Below are 22,478 nucleotides of genomic sequence, written 5' to 3' on the forward strand. Positions count from 1 at the left end.
ATTCATGTTTCGTAGAATCATGATTGGCGCGCTAGGCGCCATGGCTGTCTTGTTCTCGACTACGGCATTCGCGCAAGGTACTGCGGCGGACGCTAAGGCCATGATTGAAAAGACGGTTGCGGCCATCAAAGCCGATAAGACCAAGACGCTCGACGAGATCAACAAGGGTGAAAATGGCTTCGTCCAGGGCGACATCTATCCGTTCTGCTTCAATCTGAGCGACGGACTCCTCGTCGCGGTCGGCAATCCCAACGTTAAGGGGTTGCTCGGCAAGGATGCGAGGACATTTAAGGACCCTACAGGCGACGTGTATGGCCCAAGGCTCTATGACGCGGCAAAAGAGGGCCAGGTCAATGAGGTCAGCTACATGTCTCCCAAGGCCGGCCCTGACAAGACGTGGGTGCCGAAGGTGAGCTTGGTTACCGCGGTCGCCGGCCTGGGATGCGGCGTCGGTTACTACAAGTAGTCCGTTCCAAACCAATCGTCATATGGGCGCCGAACTGCCGAACTCCGACGCCCACACGATGCTATTTTCTCGCGTGACTGGTCAGTTCCGATGCCCTTCACTCCGCATGCGCAGTTTGCCATCGAGGCTGGTCAGTTTTGATATCCGCCTCGGGTCAAACTGAGAGGCCGTTTCGAAATCGGCTGTCAGGCGCGCAGCTCATCGAGCAGCACCTTGGCCTCCTTCAAATCAAGCGTGTCGAAGCCTTCGGTGAACCAGCCGTAGATCGGCGCGAGAAGATCACGGGCTTCGCCGCGCCTGTCCTGTTTGCGCCAGAGGCGCGCCAAGCTGATCGAAGCCCGCAATTCGAACACCTTTGCGCTCTGCAGCCTGGCCACCGCGAGTGCCTGATGATAGCTCCGCTCGGCTGCGGATGAATCGCCTGTGGCATTCAGCAAATCGCCGCGCAACCGATGCAACTCAGCCTCGCCGTCCCGCTCTTCGGTCGTCTCGATTATCCGCGCAGCCTCGGCGAGGCAATTCAGTCCATCGGCCGGCTGCCCGACCATAGCGTAGGCCTCGGCGAGCCACATAAGCGCAAGCGACGTATTTGCAACAGTTCCGTTAGCACGTAATCCTTCCAGCGCCTGTGTGAGCAGCGTGAGGCCTTTGTGTGCTTGCCCGACCGCGGTCAACGACGCTCCGTGGAATGCTGTTGCCCAACCAAAGAAAAACGAAAAGCCGTACTCGGTCGAGAGAGCCAGAAATTCCTCGGCGTGCCGTTGCATCTCTGGTGACCCGGTGATCGCCGCGATCCAGCTCGCACGAAAGAGCACTTCAGCTAGCGTTTCGGCATGCCTGAGCCGGCGCGCCACCGACAATGCCTCGTTCAGCCGCGACCGTGCTTGATCGATGTAGCCCAGATACGCCAAGGTCACGGCGAGGTCCGCGAGCATCAAAGCGTAGAGGAATGCGGGCGTCAGCATCCCGCCGCCGCTGCGAAGCGCCGGATCAGCGAGGCCATGACACCGTTCCAGGAGCGCACGGGCAGCAACGAAGTCCCCGAGGACGAGGCGGGTCAGCCCATTTGCGCGGCGCCCCCCCAATTGCGACACAACATGGTTCCGCGCCTCGCCGATTTTTTCCAGCTGCTCGGCCAGTGACAGCGCCAGCTTGTACTCGCCCCGGCACAAATGAAACAACCATTGGCCTAAGAATAGCGGCGCGAGGTACTCGGGTCGATCAATCTGCTCGGCCAGCGCACGCGCTCGGGCGAAGGTCTCGCCCACCTCGGGTGCCGAAAAGCCTTCCTTGACACTCAGTGCCCATCCAAGCGCGAGTTGCAGGTTCAGCTCCTGTTTCCGGCGCCCGGGTCCGTCCGGCAGGCCGTCCAGCGCGTCCAGCCCCTTCCGGAACTGGGCGGCCGCTTCGGTCATCGCCGAGCGCGCCAACGCCTGCTGACCGGCCTTGTGCCAATAAACGACCGCCTTCTCCGCCAGCCCGGCTTCCGTGCAGTGCCGGGCAAGCAGCGCAGGTTGGGCCACCGCGATGTCCGGGAACTGGTCTTCGAGCGTTGCGGCAATGTGGGCGTGTATCTGCTGCCGGCGGCTGCGCAGCAACGTGCCGTAGGCGGCGTCCTGCACCAGCGCGTGCTTGAAGGTGTATTGCGCATCGGGGGGCGTCCCGCGCCGGAAGATCAATTCGGCGTTCACGAGCTGCTTCAATGTGTCATCCAGCTGCTGCCGCGGCATCGCCGCCACGGCGCTGATCAGTTCGTGCGAGAATTGTCGTCCGAGAGCGGCGGCGATCTGCGCCACGTCGCGCGTCGGCGCAAGGCGATCGAGCCGCGCCAGGAGCGACGCCTGCAGCGATGTCGGGATCGCCAGCGGAGTAACCGGACCCTTCGTCACATACCGATCGCCGGCTTCCACGAGCAGGCCGCTCTCGACCACGGCCTTGGTCAGTTCCTCGATGAACAGCGGCACGCCATCGGTCCGATCGGTGATCTGATCGGCGATCTCCTGGGGCAAGACCTTGCCGCCGGTGACGTGCGCGATCATCTCGGCGCGGAGCCGGCGCGGCAGGCGATTGAGACTGATCAGCGTCACCTGCGGACGGCCGACCCAGGGTGGCGCGAATTCCGGCCGGAAAGTGACGATCGCCAGGAGCGGCAGGCTCGGCACCCACTCGACAATCAGGTCGAACAGCTCGAGCGATGTGGGATCGGCCCAATGCGCGTCCTCGACCACCAGCAGAACCGGTTGACGCGCCGCCAGCCCCTCGACCTGCGCCACCAGCGCCTGCAATGTCTTCTCCTTGCGCCTCTGCGGGGTGAAGTCGAGCGTGGGATAGCGGTCGCCGGTCGGGACCGACAGCAAACCCGCCAGCAGGGGCACGGCCTCCCTGAGGTCATCGGCCGCCAAGGCGAGCACCGCCTCCAGTTTAGTTAGCCGCTGCTCGTCCGTGTCGTCGCGCCGGAACCCGGCTGCCCGTTCGAGTTGCGTGATGCTCGGGTAGAGCGCCGTGTCTTGGTGGTGGGGCGAGCAGAACTGGCGCAGGCGCGTGTGCGGCTCGCCACTCAGGCGCTCGACGATGGTCTCGGCGATCCGTGACTTGCCGATGCCTGGCTCGCCCGAGAGCAGGACGACCGAGCCCTCGCCGCCCTTCGCCTGGTCCCAGCGGCGCAGGAGCAGATCGATCTCCTCGCCCCGCCCGACGAGCGGCGTCGTGCTCGCGCGCAGCGCCTCGAATCGGCTCTCGGCGACGCTCGCGCCCAGCACCTGCCATGCCGGGACGGTCTCGGCGAAGCCTTTGAGCGCGACTGTCCCGAGATCGCGGTAGTCGAACAGGCCGCCGGCCAGCCTGCGCGTGCTCAATGAGATCACCACCGCGCCCGGCTCGGCCAGCGCTTGCAGCCGGGCGGCCAAGTTCGGCGTCTCGCCGACCACCGCATGCTCCTGCGCAGCTCCGGCGCCGAGGAGGTCGCCGACCACGACAAGCCCGGTGGCGATGCCGACGCGCACCTGCAAGGGAACGCCGGCGGCGGTCGCGAGCTTCGGCACCGCCTCGACCAGCGCAAGCCCGGCCCGCACGGCTCGCTCGGCGTCATGCTCGTGAGCTTGGGGATAGCCGAAATAGGCCAGCACCCCGTCGCCCATGTACTTGGCGACGAAACCGCCGGCCGTGGTGATGAGATCGGCGCAGCAACGGTGGTACGCGCCAACGATCTCGCGCATGTCCTCGGGGTCGAGGCGAGCCGAAAGCGCGGTCGAGCCAACGAGGTCGCAGAACATGATCGTGAGCTGGCGGCGCTCGGCGTCGGTCCGTGGAGCTGTAGGCGTGATCTCCGGAGAAGCGGGCGGTTGTTCACTGGTACCGAGCGTAGCAACGGCCCTCAATAGCTTGAGCCGCGCCCCAAGCGGTAGGCCAAGTTCACGCAGGTGATCATCGGTAAGATCACGAAGCACGTCGGCATCGATCGCATTGTCGCGAAACGTCTGCGCGTACTGCTCCAGACCGATCCTTCGAAGCCAACCGTCGATGTCCAAGTTCAATCTCCTGCGCTCCTGTCAGCGGCAGTTTTTGAACAAGGTTGAGTCATGGCGCCCGCTGTGATTCCAAGGGGTTTCTTGAAACAACCTTGGATTTCGCCATGTGGACGCCGACCACTCGACAGCAGCATAGCCGCCCAGTCAAGCGATATCAGACCGATCTGACCGATGCGGAGTGGCGCGTGATCGCGCCGCACTTGCCGATGCCCTGCGCGACGGGTCGGCCGCGCGAGTGGCCGATGCGCGAGATCTTGAACGGCATCTTCTATGTCCTGTGGGCGGGCTGCCCGTGGCGCCTGCTACCGAACGACTTACCGCCATGGGAAACGATTTACCGCTGGTTTGCCGTCTGGCGCGACGACGGGCGTTTTGAACGGATGAACCACGCGCTCGTGATAGCAGATCGTGAACGGGGCGGGCGCGACGCCAGCCCGTCGGCCGCGATTATTGACAGCCAGAGCGTCAAGACCACCGAGGCCGGTGGCCCGCGCGGTTACGATGCGGGCAAGAAGGTCAACGGGCGCAAGCGCCACGCGCTGGTTGACACCGACGGGCGCGGCCTCGTCATCGAGCCCCATCCGGCCAGTATCCAGGATCGCGACGGCGGCGGACCGCTTCTGCAGGCTTCGCGCCGCATCTTTCCGTTCATCCAGCGGGTCTTCGCCGACAGCGGTTATGCGGGCGAGAAGGTTGCCAAGGCCACCTTGATCGCGGTCGAGATCGTGCGCAAGAACCCCGGTCAGGTTGGCTTCGCTGTTAACCCGCGGCGCTGGGTCGTCGAGCGGTTCTTCGCCTGGATCGGGCGCAATCGAAGGCTGGCAAAGGACTTCGAAGCCACCATCGGTTCCGCACGCGCCTTTCCTCTACGCCGCATCCGTCATGTTGCTCGTGCGTCGGATCGCTCATGCTTCGTGACTTTCGAAACCGACTCTGAGACCTCGCACCGGCGGGTCGGCACTTCCAGTCTTTGTTAAGAAGCGGACATCGTCCCGGCCGCTCGGCATGTCTCAAGAGGGCCAAAGGCGAGACATACCGCTATCTGCGAGTAACTTGCCAACCGCTGAAGTAAATCAACGTCCGCTCCTCATTGATCCAAAAGCCATCGAAATCGCTCCACGCCGGATGCTGCCAAAGGGCTATGTGCGCAGCCTTTGGTTTAGGCGCGTTGTCGTCCCAGTTGGCCACACTTTGCATGCACAGGTTGATGAGAAGAGTGCATACCAACGCGTCTTCGGGTTTGGCCGCGACGCGACGCCACACGGTCTCGAAATTTCCTCTAAGGCCATCGCACCAATCGCCTTTGACGAGGAGCTGATCCGCATCATCGGGATCGAACCCATAGCCCCACACACCCTGATTTTCCCACACAACCGGTACTACGCCATTCTCGTCACGGGCGTAATCGTTGGGGTTCAGGATCTCATCTTGCCCGCCAAGCAAGCCGAGAAACGGAGTCGCATACCCGAGTATTGGGCCGGGCAGGCGCTCTGCGCTGCGCCACAGATCACCAACCCGTTCGTTGAGACGCACGACACAGTCGGGCACGGCAAAATCACAAGCCAGTGGCTGGCCCGCGTGGGTGCCCGCTTCTTGGCACCACTCAGCAATGAAGTCACACGCCTCATCAACGGTCTTTAGCATCTTCACCACCCAACTTACGCGGCAATCTACCAGTGGGAGCCAACGTCCGAAACGGGTCAAACTCGACAAAACTCAAGGTGAGCATAGTGCGTCCGCTTCCGGGCACATCGCGACCACCCCCGTCGGCACGGGCTCATCGAGCCTGGCTGCCGAGCGATGATTCAAATCTTTGACCGAAGCGGGCCGAATCATGCGCTACGAACCCTAAGACGAGGAAAGGACTGCCCTCAGGCCGATGCTGCCAAACAAGCCGCGCGGCGTACCACGGGTGAATGGTCGTGGCGTCCTCAGAGCGGCGTCAGTCCGGGACGCCGGCCGCCCTGAGGGTTTCACGATAGGTCGCGGACATCGCTTGCACCGGGAAGGGGATGCGCGCCAGGAACCCGGATATCGTGAACTCTGGATCGACCTTGAGCAATTCGCGCGCGATCTGGGTCGCGCGCTCGTTGTCGCCGGTCTTGACCAGCGCGACGATCAAGACGCGGAGTGCCACCGCGAAGCGGCGGTTCTGCGCCAGCGCCTTGTCGGCCCACATCACCGCTTCGGCAAAATTCTGGTCGAGCACCGCGCAGATCGCCAGCGCCGCGGAGGCGAACCAGCCGCGCGGGTCGCGCGGGTTCAGCCGCTGCGCGCGCTCGATCATGGCACGGCCGGCCTGCTGGTTGCCGCGCATTGCCTCGATCCAGCCGCAGAGGACGAGCGCCATCGCCGAGTTCGGGTTGATCGCAAGCGACCGCTCGAACAATTCGCGCGCGGGCTCGATCTCGTCGGCCATGTTCCAGATCGCGAACGCCGCCATCCACAGCACCTGCGGGTCGCCGGGCGCGAGCTCGACCGCGCGCTCCCGGTAGGAGTCATCAGGCTTCAACCAACCCTGGACATGGCGCATCGCATGGCAATAGGCCGACGCCGCCAGCGCCGGCGCGTAAGCCGGATCGAGCGCCAGCGCCCGGTCGAGGCAATCGAGCGCGGCTTCCATGCTCTCGGGCGTGAACTCATACCTCAGACTGTACGCGCGCAGCAGCAGGTCGTAGGCGTCGAGCTTGCCGGGCGGCGCCGCCCTTACCCGCTCGGCCTCCGCGACCAGCAAGGTCGGCTCGATCGCGCCGACCACGTTCTCGGTGATGCGGTCCTGCAGGTCGAACACGTCGGTCGCCGCGCCGTCAAAGCGGTCGGCCCACAGATGCGCGCCGGAGACCGCGTCGATCAACTGGCCGGTGATGCGCAGGCGGTCACCGCCGCGGCGGACGCTGCCTTCGAGCACATAGCCGACGCCGAGATCGCGCCCGACCTGGCGGATATCGACCGCCTTGCCCTTGTAGGTGAAGGCGGAGTTGCGCGCGATCACGGTGAGGCGGCTGCAGCGCGCCAGCGCGGTGGTGATGTCCTCCGCGATCCCGTCGGCGAAGTAATCCTGCTCGGGGTCGCCGCTCATATTGGTGAAGGGCAGCACCGCGATCGACGGACCCTCGCTCGGCCGCGGCGGGGTGCCGTTGGCCGCGACCGGATGATCGGGCGCGCTGTGCTCCCTGACATCGCCGACGAAGCGCAGGCCTTTGCGGGGCAAGGTGCGGATCAGCCGCTGCTCCTCGCCATTGTCGCCGATCGCGGTCCGCGCCGCATTGACCCGGCTGCTCAGCGTCGCTTCCGAGACGATCCGCCCGTGCCAGACCGCGGCCAGCACCTCGTCGCGGCTGACCACGCGGTCGCGGGCGCGGATCAGGAACTCGAGCAGATCGAAGACCTGCGGCTCGATGGCCACCAACGCATCGCCGCGGCGCAACTCCCGGCGCTCGGAGTCGAGGGTCAAGTCGTTGAAATGGTAGGTCAAATTCGATGATCCGGCGGCCGGCGGCTGAATGCGGGGCGGAACCTAGCACAGGCGGCGTGGGGCCAAAATCACGACGGTCTGAAGGACAAATCCACGTCCTCTGAAAGCAGGCGGGGTCGGTCTCTGCAATATTCAATGCCGACACCAGACGCAGGAGATCGCCATGTCCCAATCCATCAATGAGCAACGCCGCCGCTTCCTTGGCATCGCCGGCGGGATCCTCGCCGTTTCCAGGCTCGGCTTCATCGGATCGGCCGAGGCCCAGTCGAAGCCGGCGTTATCAGCGGTCAAGGCCGGTAGCCACACCACGATCGGTCCGGTCAGGCAGATCAATGCCGGCATGCTCGATACCGGGTATGTCGAAATGGGCCCGGCGTCGGGTCCCGCGGTGATCCTGCTGCACGGCTGGCCGTACGATATCCACAGCTACGCCGACGTCGCGCCGGCGCTGGCCGAGGCCGGTTATCGCGTGATCGTGCCGCATCTGCGCGGCTACGGCACGACGCGCTTCCTCGCCAGCGACACCAAGCGGAGCGGCCAGCCGGTCGCGGTCGCCGCCGACATCATCGCGCTGATGGACGCGTTGAAGATCGAGAAGGCCGTGCTCGGCGGCTATGACTGGGGCGCGCGCACCGCCAACATCATGGCGGTGCTCTGGCCCGAGCGCTGCAAGGCGATGGTGTCGGTCAGTGGCTATCTGATCGGCAGCCAGGCGGCCGGCAAGGCGCCGCTGCCGCCGAAGGCCGAGCTGCAATGGTGGTACCAGTTCTATTTCGCGACCGAGCGCGGCCGCGAGGGCTATGCCAAGAACCGGCACGATTTTGCCAAGCTGATCTGGCAGCTCGCTTCGCCGCAGTGGAAGTTCGACGACGCCACCTACGACCGCAGCGCCACGGCGTTCGAAAATCCTGATCATGTCGATATCGTGATCCATAATTACCGCTGGCGGCTGGGTCTCGCCGAAGGCGAGGCGAAGTACGACGCGTTCGAGAAGACGCTGGCCCAGGCGCCGGTCATCGCGATCCCGACCATCACGATGGAGGGCGATGCCAACGGCGCGCCGCATCCGGAGCCCGCGGCCTATGCCAAGAAGTTCTCCGGGCATTACGAGCATCGGACCCTGACCGGCGGCATCGGCCACAATCTGCCGCAAGAAGCGCCGCAGGCGTTCACCCAGGCCATCATCGACATCAGCAAGGCCTGAGCGAGCGCGGACAACGGATCATGAGACAGGTTGTGAAATGGGCAGCTGCCGCGATCGCGGCAGCCTGCATCAGCGCGTCATTGCCGTTTGCCGTCGGGCACGCCGATGATGCGGCATTGGCATCGCCGATCTTCGGCGTGAAAATTCCCGCAGGCTATCGCGACTGGAAGCTGGTCGCAGTCGGCGAGGAGACCGGGCTCGACGAACTGCGCAGCGTGCTTGGCAATGCGACCGCCGTGAAGGCCTATCAGGACGGTGCCGCGCGATTCCCCGACGGCACCGTGCTGGTGAAGCTCGCCTGGAAGCGCAAGCCGGTTGCAGGCCTCAACGGTGCGTTCATCACGGGGCAGGCGACCACCGTCCAGGTCATGGTCAAGGACTCCGCCAGATATGCTTCGACCGGTGGTTGGGGTTTTGGCCGCTTCATCGACGGCAAGCCGGTCGATGCCGCCCAGCACGAAACGTGTTTCGCCTGCCACGAGGCCCATGCCAGCGATCACGATTTCGTCTTCACGCATGATGCGCATTGAGCGCCGCCAATATCGGTGTGGAGACCGCTTCTTCTCGTCATACCCCGGCTGTCATCGCCCGGCTTGACCGGGCGATCCAGTATTCCAGAGGCGGCTGTGAGACACGGAGATGCCGCGGCGTACTGGGTCCCCCGGTCGAGCCGGGGGACGACACCGAGTATGGGCACTACGCCTTCTTCACGCCCTCGCGGCGCGGTCTGATCTGGCGCTGCCGTTGCAGTGAGGCTAGTTTCCCCGCAGCAATCGCATGCGGGGAACGGCTTTGACCATCACCATCTACGGCATCAAGAACTGCGACACCATGAAGAAGGCGCGCGCCTGGCTCGACGATCACGGCGTCGCCTATGACTTCCACGACTACAAGACCGCCGGGATCGCCAAGGACAAGCTCAAGCAGTGGAGCGACGAGGTCGGCTGGGAGACGCTGCTCAACCGCGCCGGCACGACCTTCAAGAAGCTACCCGATGCCGACAAGGAAGGGTTGAACGAGCGTAAGGCGCTGGCGCTGATGGCCGAGCAGCCGTCGATGATCAAGCGTCCGGTGCTCGACCTCGGGCCGAAGCGCGTCGTCGGTTTCAAGCCGGACATTTACGCCAAGGAAGTGCCGGCAAAGGCACGCAAGAACGGCTGACGCATTCCGCGCGAACTAGGACGCGGACTCATAAATCCGGGATCGTCCGCTTTCGAGGGGTAAGCGGACACGCGGCCTCGACCGCAGGGATGTCGCCTTGTGACCCCTAGCGGACTTAGCGTTTTTTGCAGTATCCATGACCATGGTGAAAACGGTCCCGGCCTATTCCATGTTTGTCGAAGCTCCGGAGGCACTTTGCAGCCCGCTGCAGTGGTTTCGCGATCAGCACTTAGCTCCCAATGAGCACCTGTTTGATTGGGGCGCGGCCCTCCATTTCTCGAGCTTCGGCCAATTGCATCACAACTCTGATGGCAGCATCGACTCTGAGCGCTCACCGGTCGTCACAGTGCACATTCCGCAGGTGCGTCGAGGAGTATTGTGGACCGTCGGCGAAGTCCGCTTCTGCTCTGTGCCTTTAAGCCAATTTCCCGAACTTGAGCGCCTGCGTAGGTCCTTTCTGCGATGGTTTGAGAAATGCCCCTTAATCTACGATCATCATCCGGCGGGCGTGCACCAGTTTGACTATTATCTTGAGGGATCAGCCCAGAATTGGGGTCCGATACGCGCCTTCCCAAGCGGCCTAGTTGCGCTGAAGAACGGCCAATACTTTATCTCTCGCCTTGAGACGAACGGTTCGCTGGAAAAGCTCTGCAGGACACTCGCCCTTCGAGGTGTGGTTTGCACTGATCGAGATTAGCACCTTCACAGCCAATTTCCGCACATGGGCCCTTTGCTGACATAACACTTGGGCATCGTCGATGTCTGCTTTTGAGGGCAACTCGGACATCGCATCCCGCGCACGTGCGTACCGGATTCATGAGTACGCGCTAGATCAGTTCGACTGAATCCTGGCTTGCCGGACGATCTGCGGGCACGAACCTGCGGTCGATCACGGCGCGAACCGTGACGACAGGCACCGCCTTCGCCTTGACGCCCATCAGATTGTGCAGCCGAAATCCGCCCTCGATGCTGATCGCTTTGTAGGAGCCGATGATGTGCTCGACGGTGTCGCCGCGCCCGAACGGCAGCAGCAGCCTTTCATAGGACACATCCTTGCCGTCGGCGCACCAACCGCTATCTCGATGATGCGATCGGCCCGGAGCGCTATGCCGGCGTCATCCTGTCCTATCGCGCCTGCCTGGCGCGCAAGCGGCCGACCTACACGGTTGCCGAGGTCACCGACGCGAGGCGACAAGATGCGTGACGGCGCCGCCGTCGGAGAACGGCAGCAGCAGCCGCTCATAGGCCACGACGTGACCGTAGATGTCGTCGATATCGGTGATGGTGTAGGCCGGCAGCCGCCGCGCGATGCATTCGTGGTAGACCGGCATCACGACCGGCGCGAGCCGCGGTCCGAGATAGTCGTCGAGCAGGCGTCCCTTGCCGCTGTGTCCGTAGGCGGTTGCCATCCGCGCGCCGTCGCTCTCGATCGTCAGTTGCGGCGGCTCGACTGCCGCGTCGACGGTGAAGAACACGGTGTCCGGCAGATCTTCCTCGATCCGCTCCGGCCGGAATTCATCGATCCGCGGGATGGTTTGGCCACGGGCATAAAGTCGCAGCCACGTGTTCAGAAAATCACGTTGCCGGATCGACTTGATGACCGAGGAATTGGCGCTCTCGAAATGCAAGGCTCTGACCGCCCTTAACACAATGGCGGGAGCTTCGGCGAGAGGCGGAAATATTCTATGAAAAGGAAAGACCGGAGCAAAACACCCTTAACGGCGGCTTTCCGAGGCGCAAAGCGCGCTCAGAGGCCATTCGACTAAGGATCAACCGGAACTGGTCGTGCGAATACTGCACTGCACAGCTTTCCACCTTGCGTAACCGCCACAGATGACGGCATATTCCGGCCCGGAGGCGACAGGCCCCCGGACGGTTTCCAAGGCGTACGGACAACCTGTCGGACACGAAAAAAGCTGGCCACGCGGGCGACGGGCTTCGCGGCGATGGCGTATGGGGGAATCTATTTGGCCGATGAGTTCATTCTCGAAACCAGCGGATTGACCAAGGAATTCGCGGGTTTCTTTGCCGTTCGCGACGTTGCGCTGAAGGTGCGTCGCGGCAGTATCCATGCGTTGATCGGGCCGAACGGCGCCGGCAAGACGACCTGTTTCAATCTGCTCACCAAATTCCTGAAGCCGACGGGCGGGCAGATTCGCTACAAGGGCCAGGACATCACCGCGATGCCGCCGGCCGACGTGGCGCGGCTCGGGCTGGTCCGTTCGTTCCAGATCTCGGCGGTATTTCCGCATATGACGGCGCTCGAAAACGTCCGCGTGGCGCTGCAGCGCCAGCACGGGTCGTCATTCGATTTCTGGCGGTCGAAGACCGTGCTCGACCGCTTCAATCCGCGCGCCCATGAACTGCTGAACGACGTCGGCTTGAGCGAATTCGCCAACACCCCGGCGGTCGAGATGCCGTACGGCCGCAAGCGCGCACTTGAAATTGCAACGACGCTCGCGCTCGACCCCGAGATGATGCTGCTCGACGAACCGATGGCCGGCATGGGCCACGAGGACATCGACAAGATCGCGGCGCTGATCAAGCGGATCTCCGCCAAATACACCATCCTGATGGTCGAACATAACCTGTCGGTGGTGGCCAACCTCTCCGACATCATCACCGTGCTGACGCGCGGGCAGGTGCTGGCGGAGGGCAACTACGCCGACCTCTCCAAGGACGAGCGCGTGAAGGAAGCCTATCTGGGAGCGGGTCATGGCTGAGGCAAAACTGGCGGAGAGGCCCGTGGCTGCGGCCGGCGCCGAGGTGCTGACGGTCAACGATCTGCAGGCCTGGTACGGCGAATCCCACATTCTTCACGGGATCAATTTCAACGTGAAGGCCGGCGAGGTGGTGACGCTGCTCGGCCGCAACGGCGCCGGCAAGACCACGACGCTGAAGTCGATCATGGGCGTCATCGGCAAGCGCACCGGCTCGATCCGTTTCGACAACAAGGAGATCATCCGCACCACCTCCGACCGCATCGCGCGGCTCGGCATCGCATTCTGCCCCGAGGAGCGCGGCATTTTCGCCAGCCTCGACGTGCGCGAGAATTTGCTGCTGCCGCCGGTGGTGCGCCCGGGCGGCCTGCCGCTCGACCAGATCTTCACGCTGTTTCCCAACCTGAAGGAGCGGCTCAACAGCCAGGGCACCAAGCTCTCGGGCGGCGAGCAGCAGATGCTGGCGATTGCGCGCATCCTGCGCACCGGCGCGCGCTTCCTGATGCTTGACGAGCCGACCGAAGGGTTGGCGCCGGTCATCATTCAGCAGATCGGGCACACCATTGCGCGCCTGAAGTCGGAGGGATTCACCATCCTGCTGGTCGAACAGAATTTCCGCTTCGCCTCGACCGTTGCCGACCGCTACTACATCGTCGAGCACGGCAAGGTGATCGACGGCTTCGCCAATTCGGAGCTGTCGGCCAACATGGACAAGCTGCATACCTATCTCGGCGTTTGAAGTCGCCGGAGCCAGAAAATTTAAGAACTGAGGGAATACGCCATGAGGAATACGATTTCAGCGCTTCTGCTCGGCACGGCGATGGTGCTCTCCGTCGCGGGCGTCGCCTCCGCTGACGACAAGACAGTCAAGATCGGCGTGTTGTCGGATCAGTCCGGCCTCTATGCCGACCTCGCCGGTCCCGGCTCGACGCTGGCGGCGCAAATGGCGATCGAGGACTCCGGCCTCAAGGCCAAGGGCTGGACCATCGACCTGATCTCCGGCGATCACCAGAACAAGCCCGATATCGGTACCACCATCGCGCGCCAGTGGTTCGACGTCGACAAGGTCGACACCATCGTCGACGTGCCGAATTCCGGCGTCGCGCTCGCGGTCAACAACGTCGTGAAGGAGAAGAACGGCGTCTACATCAATTCGGGCGCTGCGACTTCGGACCTCTCCAACGCGCAGTGCACGCCGAACACGGTGCACTGGACCTACGACACCTACATGCTGGCGCATGCCACCGGCCAGGCGCTGGTGAAGGCGGGCGGGGACACCTGGTTCTTCCTGACCGCGGACTACGCGTTCGGTGCGGCGCTGGAGCGCGACACCACCGCCGTCATCACCGCCAATGGCGGCAAGGTGGTCGGCGGCGTCAAGCACCCGCTCAACACCGCTGACTTCTCCTCGTTCCTGCTGCAGGCGCAGGCCTCCAAGGCCAAGATCATCGGTCTCGCCAATGCCGGCGGCGACACCACCAACTCGATCAAGCAGGCTGCCGAGTTCGGCATCGTCAAGGGCGGCCAGAAGCTCGCCGCGCTGCTGCTGTTCCTCACCGACGTCAAGGCGATCGGGCTCGAGACCGCGCAGGGCCTCAACTTCACCGAGACGTTCTACTGGGACCTCAACGACAAGACCCGTGCGTTCTCGAAGCGCTTCTCGGAGAAGATGAAGAGCGGCGCTCCCCCGACCATGGTGCAGGCCGGCGTCTATGCGGGCCTGCTGCATTACTTCAAGGCGCTGGAAGCGCTCGGCGGCAATCCGCATGACGGCGCCAAGGTGGTCGCGAAGATGAAGACCATCCCGACCGACGATCCGCTGTTCGGCAAGGGCGAGGTCGAGGCCAACGGCCGCGTCACCCACGACGCCTATCTATTCGAAGTGAAGAAGCCCTCGGAGTCCAAGGGTCCGTGGGACTTCTACAAGCTGGTCGGCACCGTGCCGGGCAACCAGGCCTTCACGCCGCTCGACAAGAGCACCTGTGCGCTTCTGAAGAAGTGACGATCATGCCCGCCGGCCATGGGCGTGGCCGGCGGGCTTCATCTATCTAGCGAAAGCTCATTCGATGCAGGCTCTCTACGCACAGCTTCTGGTGGGACTGATCAACGGCTCGTTCTACGCGCTGCTCAGTCTGGGGCTCGCCGTCATCTTCGGCATGCTCAACATCATCAATTTCGCGCATGGCGCACTCTACATGATGGGCGCCTTCGTGGCGTATTTCCTGCTCAATCTGGGCGGCATCAACTACTGGTGGGCGCTGCTCATCGTCCCTGTCATCGTCGGCATCTTCGGCATGATCCTCGAGCGGACCATGCTGCAATGGCTCGCCGGGCTCGATCACCTCTACGGACTGCTGCTGACGTTCGGCATCGCGCTGATCGTGCAGGGCGTGTTCCAGAACTATTTCGGCTCCTCCGGCCTGCCTTACTCGATCCCGGATCAGCTCAAGGGCGGCGTCAATCTCGGCTTCATGTTCCTGCCCGTCTATCGCGGCTGGGTCGTGATCTTCTCGCTGGTGGTGTGTCTTGCCACCTGGTTCCTGATCGAGAAGACGCAGCTCGGCGCCTATCTGCGCGCCGCCACCGAGAACCCGACGCTGGTGCGGGCTTTCGGCATCAACGTGCCGCGCATGATCACGCTGACCTACGGGCTCGGCGTCGGTCTCGCCGCGCTCGCCGGCGTGCTGTCGGCGCCGATCAACCAGGTCCGCCCGCTGATGGGCGCCGATCTCATCATCGTGGTGTTCGCGGTGGTCGTGATCGGCGGCATGGGTTCGATCATGGGCTCGATCATCACCGGCTTCGCGCTCGGCGTGATCGAGGGACTGACCAAGTATTTTTATCCCGAGGCCTCCAACACCGTGGTGTTTGTCCTGATGGTGGTGGTGTTGCTGGTGAAGCCAACGGGACTGACGGGACGGGCGGCCTGATATGTCAGCATTGACCGACGATACACTTCCGATGACGCCGCGCGCGATGCGCGACGAGATGATCGTGTTCGCCGTGATGGCGGCGCTGCTCGCAGTGGTGCCGTTCACGGGGATCTATCCCTTCTTCGTGATGCAGGCGCTGTGCTTTGCGCTGCTCGCCTGCGCCTTCAACCTGTTGATCGGCTATGGCGGCCTGCTGTCGTTCGGCCACGCCATGTTCCTCGGCACCGCCGGCTACGTTTCGGCGCATGCGCTGAAGGTGTGGGGGCTGCCGCCGGAGCTCGGCATCGTGGCCGGTACCGCCGCGGCGGCCTTGCTCGGCCTCGTCACCGGCTTCATCTCGATCCGCCGCCAGGGCATCTACTTCTCGATGATCACGCTGGCGCTGTCTCAGCTGCTCTATTTCATCTATCTGCAGGCGCCGTTCACCCATGGTGAAGACGGCATCCAGGGCATCCCGCAGGGGCACCTGTTCGGGATCTTCGACCTGTCGAAGCCGACGGTGCTCTACTACGTCGTGCTGGTCGGATTCCTTGCCGGCTTCCTGCTGATCTACCGCACCATCAACTCGCCGTTCGGGGAGGTGCTGAAGTCGATCCGCGAGAACGAGCCGCGCGCGATCTCGCTCGGTTACAAGACCGACCAGTACAAGATGCTGGCCTACATCCTGTCGGGCACGCTGGCGGGCTTTGCCGGCTCGCTGAAGGTGTTCGTGGCGCAGAACGCCTCGCTCACCGACGTGCACTGGTCGATGTCCGGCGAAATCGTGCTGATGACGCTGGTCGGCGGTCTAGGTACCATCTTCGGCCCGGTGGTCGGCGCGTTCGTGATCATCGCCATGCAGCAATATCTCGCCGGTTTCGGCCAGTGGGTGACGGTGATCCAGGGCGTGATCTTCGTGGCCTGCGTGCTGCTGTTCCGGCGCGGCCTGGTCGGCGAGCTGGCCCACCTGCTGCGGCGATCGCTGTAGGGCAGGGCACGCGATTTGCTGCCGACTTAGCGGTGGACGACCGCCGGTTCGGGCGGTCGGTCCGGGTATTTTCCCCGCCAGATGCTCTATGACAGTTCTGTGACAGTCGCTAAAAGGGCTGTCCCGGAACGATGGAACTGAGACATGCTGCGCTGGTTTCGCGCCTTTCTGCCCAAGGAAGAGCGATTTTTCGACCTGTTCGCCCGCCACGCCCAGACCTCTGTGCAGTGCTCGCTGGCGCTGCAGGACATGCTGAAGGGCGGCGAGGAGACTCCGGTCTTCTGCCAGCGCGTCAACCAGTTCGAGAACGACGCCGATAGCGTCACTCGCGAGGTCCTGACCGCGGTTCGCCGTACCTTCATCACCCCGTTCGACCGCGGCGACATCAAGAACCTGATCACCGCGATGGATGACGCGGTCGACCAGATGCAGTCGACCGCAAAGGCGGTGATGCTGTTCGAGGTGCGGGAGTTCGAGCCGCCGATGCGCGAGATCGGCACCCTGATCGTCGAATCCGCCAATCTGGTCGTCCGCGCGCTGCCTCTGTTGCAGGCGATCGGCCAGAACGTCTCGATGCTGACCCAAATCACCGAGGAGCTGACCAAGCTCGAGGGCCGGGTCGACGATCTCCATGATATCGGGCTCAAGGAATTGTTCTTGAAGCACCGCAACGCCAACGCGATGGACTTCATCGTCGGCGCGGAAATCTACGATCACCTCGAGAAGGTGGCCGACCGCTTCGACGACGTCGCCAACGAGATCAACTCGATCGTGATTGAACAGGTTTAGGGCAGGGACATCACGTGGACGCCACGCTGGGTCTTCCGGTCCTGACCATCCTGATCGCGGTCGCGCTGCTGTTCGATTTCCTGAACGGCCTGCACGATGCCGCGAACTCGATCGCGACCATCGTCTCGACCCGCGTGCTGCGGCCGCAATATGCGGTGTTCTGGGCGGCGTTCTTCAACTTTGTCGCCTTCGCGGTGTTCGGCCTGCACGTCGCCAACACGATCGGCACCGGGATCATCGATCCTTCGGTGGTGGACGCGACCGTGATCTTCGCCGCGCTGGTCGGCGCGATCGCCTGGAATGTGATCACCTGGGCGCTCGGCATTCCCTCGTCGAGCTCGCACGCGCTGATCGGCGGCCTGGTCGGCGCCGGCATGGCCAAGGCAGGCATCTCGGCGGCGGTGTGGAGCGGGCTCACCAAGACCTTGCTCGCCATCGTGCTGTCGCCGCTGGTCGGCTTCCTGCTGGCGCTGGTGCTGGTTGCGATCGTGTCCTGGCTCTCGGTGCGCTCGACGCCGTTCGCGGTCGATCGCGCCTTCCGCATCCTGCAGTTCGCCTCGGCGTCGCTCTATTCGCTCGGCCATGGCGGCAATGACGCGCAGAAGACCATGGGCATCATCGCCGTGCTGCTCTACTCGCAGGGCCATCTCGGCGACAAGTTCGAGATTCCGTTCTGGGTCGTGCTGGCCTGCCAGAGCGCGATGGCGCTGGGCACCCTGATGGGCGGCTGGCGCATCGTGCGCACCATGGGGCTGCGGATCACCAAGCTGACGCCGATGCAGGGCTTCTGCGCCGAGACCGGCGGCGCCGCGACCCTGTTCATCGCGACCTATCTCGGGGTTCCCGTATCGACCACCCACACCATCACGGGCGCCATCGTCGGCGTCGGCGCCGCGCGCCGGCTGTCCGCCGTGCGCTGGAACGTGGCAAGCTCGATTGTCTACGCCTGGGTGATCACGATCCCGGCCTCGGCTGCGGTTGCAGCCGCGACCTATTGGGCGGTGCAGGCTCTGAAGTAGCGTTTTCGAGCGAAGTGGAAGCCGGTTCGCGTCAAGAAAACGCGTCCAAAACAAGCAATCAACCGACCAGCTTCAGCCCGACGATGCCGGACACGATCAGCCCGATGCTGGCAAGCCGCATCGCGGTCGCGGGTTCGCCGAGCAGGATGATGCCGAGCGCCGCGGTGCCGACCGCGCCGATCCCGGTCCAGACCGCATAGGCGGTTCCAATCGGCAGCGTCTTCAGCGCGATGCCGAGCAGGATCACGCTGCCGGCCATCGCCGCGAGCGTCAGTACCGATGGCACCAGCCGCGAAAAGCCCTCGGTATATTTCAGCCCGATCGCCCAGCCGATCTCGAGCAGGCCTGCGGTGAACAGAATGGCCCAAGCCATAACGAACCCTCCGGATAAGGCAGGGTCGTCCCCGCGGATGGTATGGTGAGGAGAAGGTCGTCCTTCCGGTTCCTATATGTGGGTGGTGCGGCCATCCCGCATTGCGACAAAACGCCCTTGATTGCGCCCGTTTTCCCTGCCAAACGCTGCCCGCCATGTCTGATACCGCTGTTTCAACCGAATCGCCGTCCCGCTCGCCGCTTTCAGAGGAAGTGGCGCGACGGCGCACCTTTGCGATCATCTCGCACCCGGACGCCGGCAAGACCACGCTGACGGAAAAGCTGCTGCTGTTCGGCGGCGCCATCAACCTCGCGGGCCAGGTCAAGGCCAAGGGCGAGCGCCGCAACACGCGCTCGGACTGGATGAAGATCGAGCGCGAGCGCGGCATCTCGGTGGTCACCTCGGTGATGACCTTCGAGTTCAACGACCTCGTGTTCAACCTGCTGGATACGCCGGGCCACGAGGACTTTTCGGAAGACACCTATCGCACGCTGACCGCGGTCGACTCCGCGGTGATGGTGATCGACGCCGCCAAAGGCATCGAGGCGCGCACGCGAAAACTGTTCGAGGTGTGCCGCCTGCGCGACATCCCGATCATCACCTTCATCAACAAGATGGACCGCGAGAGCCGCGACACGTTCGAGCTTCTGGACGAGATCGAGAAGACGCTGGCGCTCGACACCACGCCGATGACCTGGCCGGTCGGCCGTGGCCGCGATTTCCTCGGCACCTACGACGTCGTCAATGGCGGCGTGCGGCTGCTCGAGGGTGGCGGCGCCAAGACCGGCGCCACCGAGCAGATCGACATCGCCGATCTCGGCAAGCGCAATCCCAATCTCGACGTCGCCGAGGTCAGGGATGAGCTGGCGCTGGCCTCGGAAGCCTGCAAGCCGTTCGAGCTTGCGGCATTCCGCGAGGGGCATCTGACGCCGGTCTATTTCGGCAGCGCGCTGCGCAATTTCGGCGTCGGCGATTTGCTGGAGGGGCTCGGCAAGTTCGCGCCGGCGCCGCGCGCGCAGGATTCCGATCTGCGCAAGGTCGAGGCGGCGGAGCCGCGCATGAGCGCGTTCGTGTTCAAGATCCAGGCCAACATGGATCCGAACCACCGCGACCGCATCGCGTTCGCGCGGCTGTGCTCCGGCAAGCTCGTCCGCGGCATGAAGGCCAAGCTGGTGCGCACCGGCAAGAACATGAGCCTGTCGAGCCCGCAATTCTTCTTCGCCCAGGACCGCTCGGTGGCGGATGAAGCCTTCGCCGGCGACGTCGTCGGCATTCCGAACCACGGCACCTTGCGGATCGGCGACACCCTGACCGAGGGCGAGGATCTGACCTTCGTCGGCGTGCCGAGCTTCGCGCCGGAAATCGTCCGCCGCGTTCGGCTGACGGATGCGATGAAGGCGAAGAAGCTGAAGGAAGCCTTGCAGCAGATGTCGGAGGAGGGCGTCGTGCAGGTGTTCCGTCCGCGCGACGGCGCGCCGGCGCTGGTCGGCGTGGTCGGTCCGCTGCAGCTCGACGTGCTGAAGGCGCGGCTCGATGCGGAATATTCTCTGCCGGTCGAGTTCGAGGTCAGCGAATTCTCGCTGGCGCGCTGGATCTCGTCCGACGACCGCAAGAAGTTAGAGGCCTTCGTCGCCGCCAACAATTCCGGCATCGCCGACGACGTCGATGGCGATCCCGTGTTCATGGCCAAGAACGAGTTCTATCTCGGCTACACCCGCGAGCGCGCCGAAGGCATCATCTTCTCCAACGTCAAGGACGTGAAGAAGAAGGCGTAGCGCCGAATACGATAGCGCCACATACTCAGTGTCGTCCCCCGGCTCGACCGGGGGACCCAGTACGCCGTGGCTTATCCGTTCGATCACTGCCGTCTCTGGAATACCGGATCGCCCGGTCGCGCCGGGCGATGACAATTGTGGTTACGGCGCGCGCAAGGAATTGAACGCGGCCCCGCTTGATGCGGTCCGGCCGCGGTACCATTTTCCCCGGAGCGCAATCCGGGTCCGTCTGCATGCTCCGACGCGTCGTCATCTGCCTCGCTTTTGCCGTGCTGGCCGTTGTGCTCGCGAACGCTGCCTCTGCGCAGCAGCGGCAGCAGACCAATCCGGCGCCGTTCGCACACACGCCTTGCAGTGTGCTCGACGAAGGGCCTTGCATCCCGTCCTATTGCAGCGTGTTCAATCACGGGCCGTGCTTTCCCGAGATGGATTATCCGTACGGCGAAAATCTCCAGCTCACGATCCTGACGGTGCCGCCCGAGGACCAGGCCGCGAAATACCGCAAACCGGATCATGATCTCAATACCATCGGCGATCTGTTCGCCGCGCTACGTTCCTGCTGGGCGCCGCCGCCGGCGGATGATGCGCGCGAGGGCATGCAGATGTCGGTGCGCTTCAGCTTCAAGCGGACCGGGGAGATGATCGGTACGCCGCGGCTGACGTTCGCGACCCGGGGCATCCCGCCGGATACCCGCACGACCTACCTCAACGCGATCAACGCCTCGCTCGGCGCCTGCCTGCCGCTGAAATTCACCGGCGGGCTCGGCGGCGCGCTGGCCGGCCGCCCGATCATGATCCGCTATGTCGACAATCGGGATGTACAAGATCTAAGTCACTGATGTATCAAGAATTTATCAAATTTCTTTTGAAAGAGTCGGCGGCGCTACCGGAGCGTCGGTTAAAAATGTCTTGCACTATCACGAAATCGTGATTGCCCTCAGGGCACATACTGAAGAAAGTTTTAAGTCGAGCAGCAGCATTCTACTCTCCGATATCACGGGGAGAAAAGAATGCTGACGATCAACTTGCTCAATAACCTTCACCTCACGATCGATGCGGCGACATTGTCGGCGTTCGTGGCAGCCATGGCTCTGGTGCGCCGATTAGGGCGAGAGACGCGGTGATGGAGAGAAGCTTATCGATCTTTATCTTGCGGTGAAGCTGGCCCCAAACTGTAATCGCTTGCCTTTCGGAAGCAAGCTGTTGAGCAAAAGTACGCTGCCAACGTTTGACACGCTTCTTGCATTTCGCGTTGGCGCACTGTGGGAGTTTCATAGTTAGAAGAGGGTCAGTTCCTTCTGCGCCAATCTTTTGAGTACCCGACCAAGGAAGGCTCAGACAACGTGCCTTTCTAAAATCGCGTCCTGATAGTGACTTCCTGACTTGCGCCTTATGGTAGTCGAGCTAGCTGGGGAGAAGGAGGAGGGCGAACGATGAAAGATGCTGAATTGCGCGGGCTTGTTTTGAAAGCCCTGTACGATGTGAGACACACGCATACGTATGCCAACTTTGACACGACTCCCGGTTTGCCTGCTGTGGATCGCGATACTTTGCGAAATATCATCATTCAGCTTACAGAAAAAGGCTTAGCGAAATACACTTCGGTATATGCGGGTACAATATCAAGTGCGCGGATATCAGCGGAGGGCATTGATGTGGTGGAAGGAAACACCGTTCCGCCAATCTCAATCACGTTTGACAACAGCATAAGCGTACGCGCCTCCCAAAACGTCCAGATCGGTCAAGGCAACACGCAGACCGTCACGATGGAAATCAGCAAGCTCATAAACGCCATCGATGGCGGAGTCGGATCTCTGCAGGAAAAGGAAGAAGCAAAATCACTTCTGAAGAAAGTCGTAGATAACCCGCTCGTAAAAGCAACGATTGAATGGTGGGCTAAATCACATGCCGGAGCTTAAAAATCGGCGGTAAACTATCGACAGGGATTGGCGGGCACATCGTTGCTTTCAAATAATCGTTCGAAGCAACCGCGGGAGCGCGAGTTCGATTCAGCGAGCCGCGAAACTCGGCGCATCACGTCTGGTGACTTTGCTGGAACGATCGCCGTT

Annotated in this window: 22 protein-coding genes; 16 read left to right on the forward strand and 6 right to left on the reverse strand. The window is 63.1% G+C overall.

What is annotated here, in order from left to right; all coding sequences use genetic code 11:
• The first annotated feature begins 4 nt into the window (after positions 1-4).
• On the forward strand, positions 5-466 hold the full coding sequence (locus HU230_RS09945; RefSeq protein WP_176531824.1) for a cache domain-containing protein: 462 nt from the start codon (positions 5-7) through the stop codon (positions 464-466).
• Between the two features lie 185 nt (positions 467-651).
• Here the strand turns inward: HU230_RS09945 and HU230_RS09950 are convergent, their stop codons facing one another.
• Positions 652-3,993, reverse strand: a complete 3,342-nt coding sequence (locus tag HU230_RS09950) for an AAA family ATPase (protein WP_176531823.1) — start codon at positions 3,991-3,993, stop codon at positions 652-654.
• Positions 3,994-4,097: 104 nt separating this feature from the next.
• Between HU230_RS09950 and HU230_RS09955 the strand changes: the two genes are divergently transcribed.
• Positions 4,098-4,911 (forward strand): IS5 family transposase gene (locus HU230_RS09955; protein WP_224943160.1). Its coding sequence is split into 2 segments (ribosomal slippage): positions 4,098-4,853 and positions 4,855-4,911, totalling 813 coding nucleotides; the frame shifts between segments, so codons are not numbered across the junction.
• A 120-nt stretch (positions 4,912-5,031) separates the two neighbouring features.
• Here the strand turns inward: HU230_RS09955 and HU230_RS09960 are convergent.
• Both HU230_RS09960 and HU230_RS09965 read right to left on the reverse strand, forming a co-directional pair.
• The gene (locus HU230_RS09960; protein WP_176531822.1) at positions 5,032-5,637 is read right to left on the reverse strand and encodes a hypothetical protein; all 606 of its coding nucleotides are present in this window, start codon (positions 5,635-5,637) and stop codon (positions 5,032-5,034) included.
• A gap of 298 nt (positions 5,638-5,935) precedes the next feature.
• Positions 5,936-7,468 (reverse strand): winged helix-turn-helix domain-containing tetratricopeptide repeat protein, encoded by a 1,533-nt coding sequence (locus HU230_RS09965; RefSeq protein ID WP_176531821.1) that lies wholly within the window; start codon positions 7,466-7,468, stop codon positions 5,936-5,938.
• A 163-nt stretch (positions 7,469-7,631) separates the two neighbouring features.
• Between HU230_RS09965 and HU230_RS09970 the strand changes: the two genes are divergently transcribed.
• From HU230_RS09970 to HU230_RS09985, 4 genes are all read left to right on the forward strand, one after another.
• Positions 7,632-8,672 carry an alpha/beta fold hydrolase gene (locus HU230_RS09970; RefSeq protein WP_176531820.1) on the forward strand — a complete coding sequence of 347 codons (1,041 nt, stop codon included), beginning with the start codon at positions 7,632-7,634 and terminating at the stop codon, positions 8,670-8,672.
• Between the two features lie 20 nt (positions 8,673-8,692).
• On the forward strand, positions 8,693-9,202 hold the full coding sequence (locus tag HU230_RS09975; RefSeq protein ID WP_176531819.1) for a cytochrome P460 family protein: 510 nt from the start codon (positions 8,693-8,695) through the stop codon (positions 9,200-9,202).
• Positions 9,203-9,464: 262 nt separating this feature from the next.
• On the forward strand, positions 9,465-9,833 hold the full coding sequence (locus HU230_RS09980) for an ArsC family reductase (protein ID WP_176531818.1): 369 nt from the start codon (positions 9,465-9,467) through the stop codon (positions 9,831-9,833).
• Between the two features lie 136 nt (positions 9,834-9,969).
• On the forward strand, positions 9,970-10,530 hold the full coding sequence (locus tag HU230_RS09985) for a hypothetical protein (protein ID WP_176531817.1): 561 nt from the start codon (positions 9,970-9,972) through the stop codon (positions 10,528-10,530).
• A 130-nt stretch (positions 10,531-10,660) separates the two neighbouring features.
• Here the strand turns inward: HU230_RS09985 and HU230_RS09990 are convergent, their stop codons facing one another.
• Positions 10,661-10,882 (reverse strand): hypothetical protein, encoded by a 222-nt coding sequence (locus HU230_RS09990; protein WP_224943163.1) that lies wholly within the window; start codon positions 10,880-10,882, stop codon positions 10,661-10,663.
• Positions 10,883-11,008: 126 nt separating this feature from the next.
• A complete protein-coding gene (locus HU230_RS09995) occupies positions 11,009-11,461 on the reverse strand; it encodes a PAS domain-containing protein (protein WP_176531816.1) in 453 nt (150 codons plus the stop codon).
• 339 nt (positions 11,462-11,800) lie between these two features.
• Here HU230_RS09995 and HU230_RS10000 point away from each other — a divergent pair, with 339 nt between their 5' ends.
• From HU230_RS10000 to HU230_RS10030, 7 genes are all read left to right on the forward strand, one after another.
• Positions 11,801-12,556, forward strand: coding sequence for an ABC transporter ATP-binding protein (locus HU230_RS10000; protein ID WP_173637121.1), 756 nt, complete (start codon positions 11,801-11,803; stop codon positions 12,554-12,556).
• Positions 12,549-13,292, forward strand: coding sequence for an ABC transporter ATP-binding protein (locus tag HU230_RS10005; RefSeq protein WP_176531815.1), 744 nt, complete (start codon positions 12,549-12,551; stop codon positions 13,290-13,292). Before HU230_RS10000 ends, HU230_RS10005 begins: the two co-directional genes overlap by 8 nt.
• A 42-nt stretch (positions 13,293-13,334) precedes the next feature.
• Positions 13,335-14,555: an ABC transporter substrate-binding protein gene (locus HU230_RS10010; protein WP_176531814.1), complete on the forward strand. Its 1,221-nt coding sequence runs from the start codon at positions 13,335-13,337 to the stop codon at positions 14,553-14,555.
• 64 nt (positions 14,556-14,619) lie between these two features.
• Entirely contained in the window at positions 14,620-15,483 is an 864-nt protein-coding gene (locus HU230_RS10015; protein ID WP_176531813.1) for a branched-chain amino acid ABC transporter permease, read from the forward strand.
• Position 15,484: 1 nt separating this feature from the next.
• Entirely contained in the window at positions 15,485-16,453 is a 969-nt protein-coding gene (locus HU230_RS10020; RefSeq protein ID WP_176531812.1) for a branched-chain amino acid ABC transporter permease, read from the forward strand.
• A 144-nt stretch (positions 16,454-16,597) separates the two neighbouring features.
• Positions 16,598-17,242 carry a DUF47 domain-containing protein gene (locus HU230_RS10025; protein ID WP_176531811.1) on the forward strand — a complete coding sequence of 215 codons (645 nt, stop codon included), beginning with the start codon at positions 16,598-16,600 and terminating at the stop codon, positions 17,240-17,242.
• Between the two features lie 14 nt (positions 17,243-17,256).
• Complete coding sequence (locus HU230_RS10030; RefSeq protein WP_176531810.1) at positions 17,257-18,261, forward strand: inorganic phosphate transporter; 1,005 nt, start codon at positions 17,257-17,259, stop codon at positions 18,259-18,261.
• A gap of 58 nt (positions 18,262-18,319) precedes the next feature.
• On the opposite strand, the gene sugE is transcribed toward HU230_RS10030, so the two are convergent.
• Complete coding sequence (gene sugE, locus HU230_RS10035) at positions 18,320-18,634, reverse strand: quaternary ammonium compound efflux SMR transporter SugE (protein ID WP_092113374.1); 315 nt, start codon at positions 18,632-18,634, stop codon at positions 18,320-18,322.
• A gap of 155 nt (positions 18,635-18,789) precedes the next feature.
• Between sugE and HU230_RS10040 the strand changes: the two genes are divergently transcribed.
• The 3 genes from HU230_RS10040 to HU230_RS10050 all read left to right on the forward strand — a co-directional run bounded on the left by HU230_RS10040 (position 18,790) and on the right by HU230_RS10050 (position 22,328).
• On the forward strand, positions 18,790-20,409 hold the full coding sequence (locus HU230_RS10040) for a peptide chain release factor 3 (RefSeq protein ID WP_176531809.1): 1,620 nt from the start codon (positions 18,790-18,792) through the stop codon (positions 20,407-20,409).
• Positions 20,410-20,642: 233 nt separating this feature from the next.
• The gene (locus HU230_RS10045; protein WP_176531808.1) at positions 20,643-21,248 is read left to right on the forward strand and encodes a hypothetical protein; all 606 of its coding nucleotides are present in this window, start codon (positions 20,643-20,645) and stop codon (positions 21,246-21,248) included.
• A gap of 594 nt (positions 21,249-21,842) precedes the next feature.
• On the forward strand, positions 21,843-22,328 hold the full coding sequence (locus HU230_RS10050) for a hypothetical protein (RefSeq protein ID WP_176531807.1): 486 nt from the start codon (positions 21,843-21,845) through the stop codon (positions 22,326-22,328).
• Positions 22,329-22,478: the final 150 nt, after the last annotated feature.

The sequence above is a fragment of the Bradyrhizobium quebecense genome (genome assembly GCF_013373795.3).
GTDB lineage: Bacteria > Pseudomonadota > Alphaproteobacteria > Rhizobiales > Xanthobacteraceae > Bradyrhizobium > Bradyrhizobium quebecense.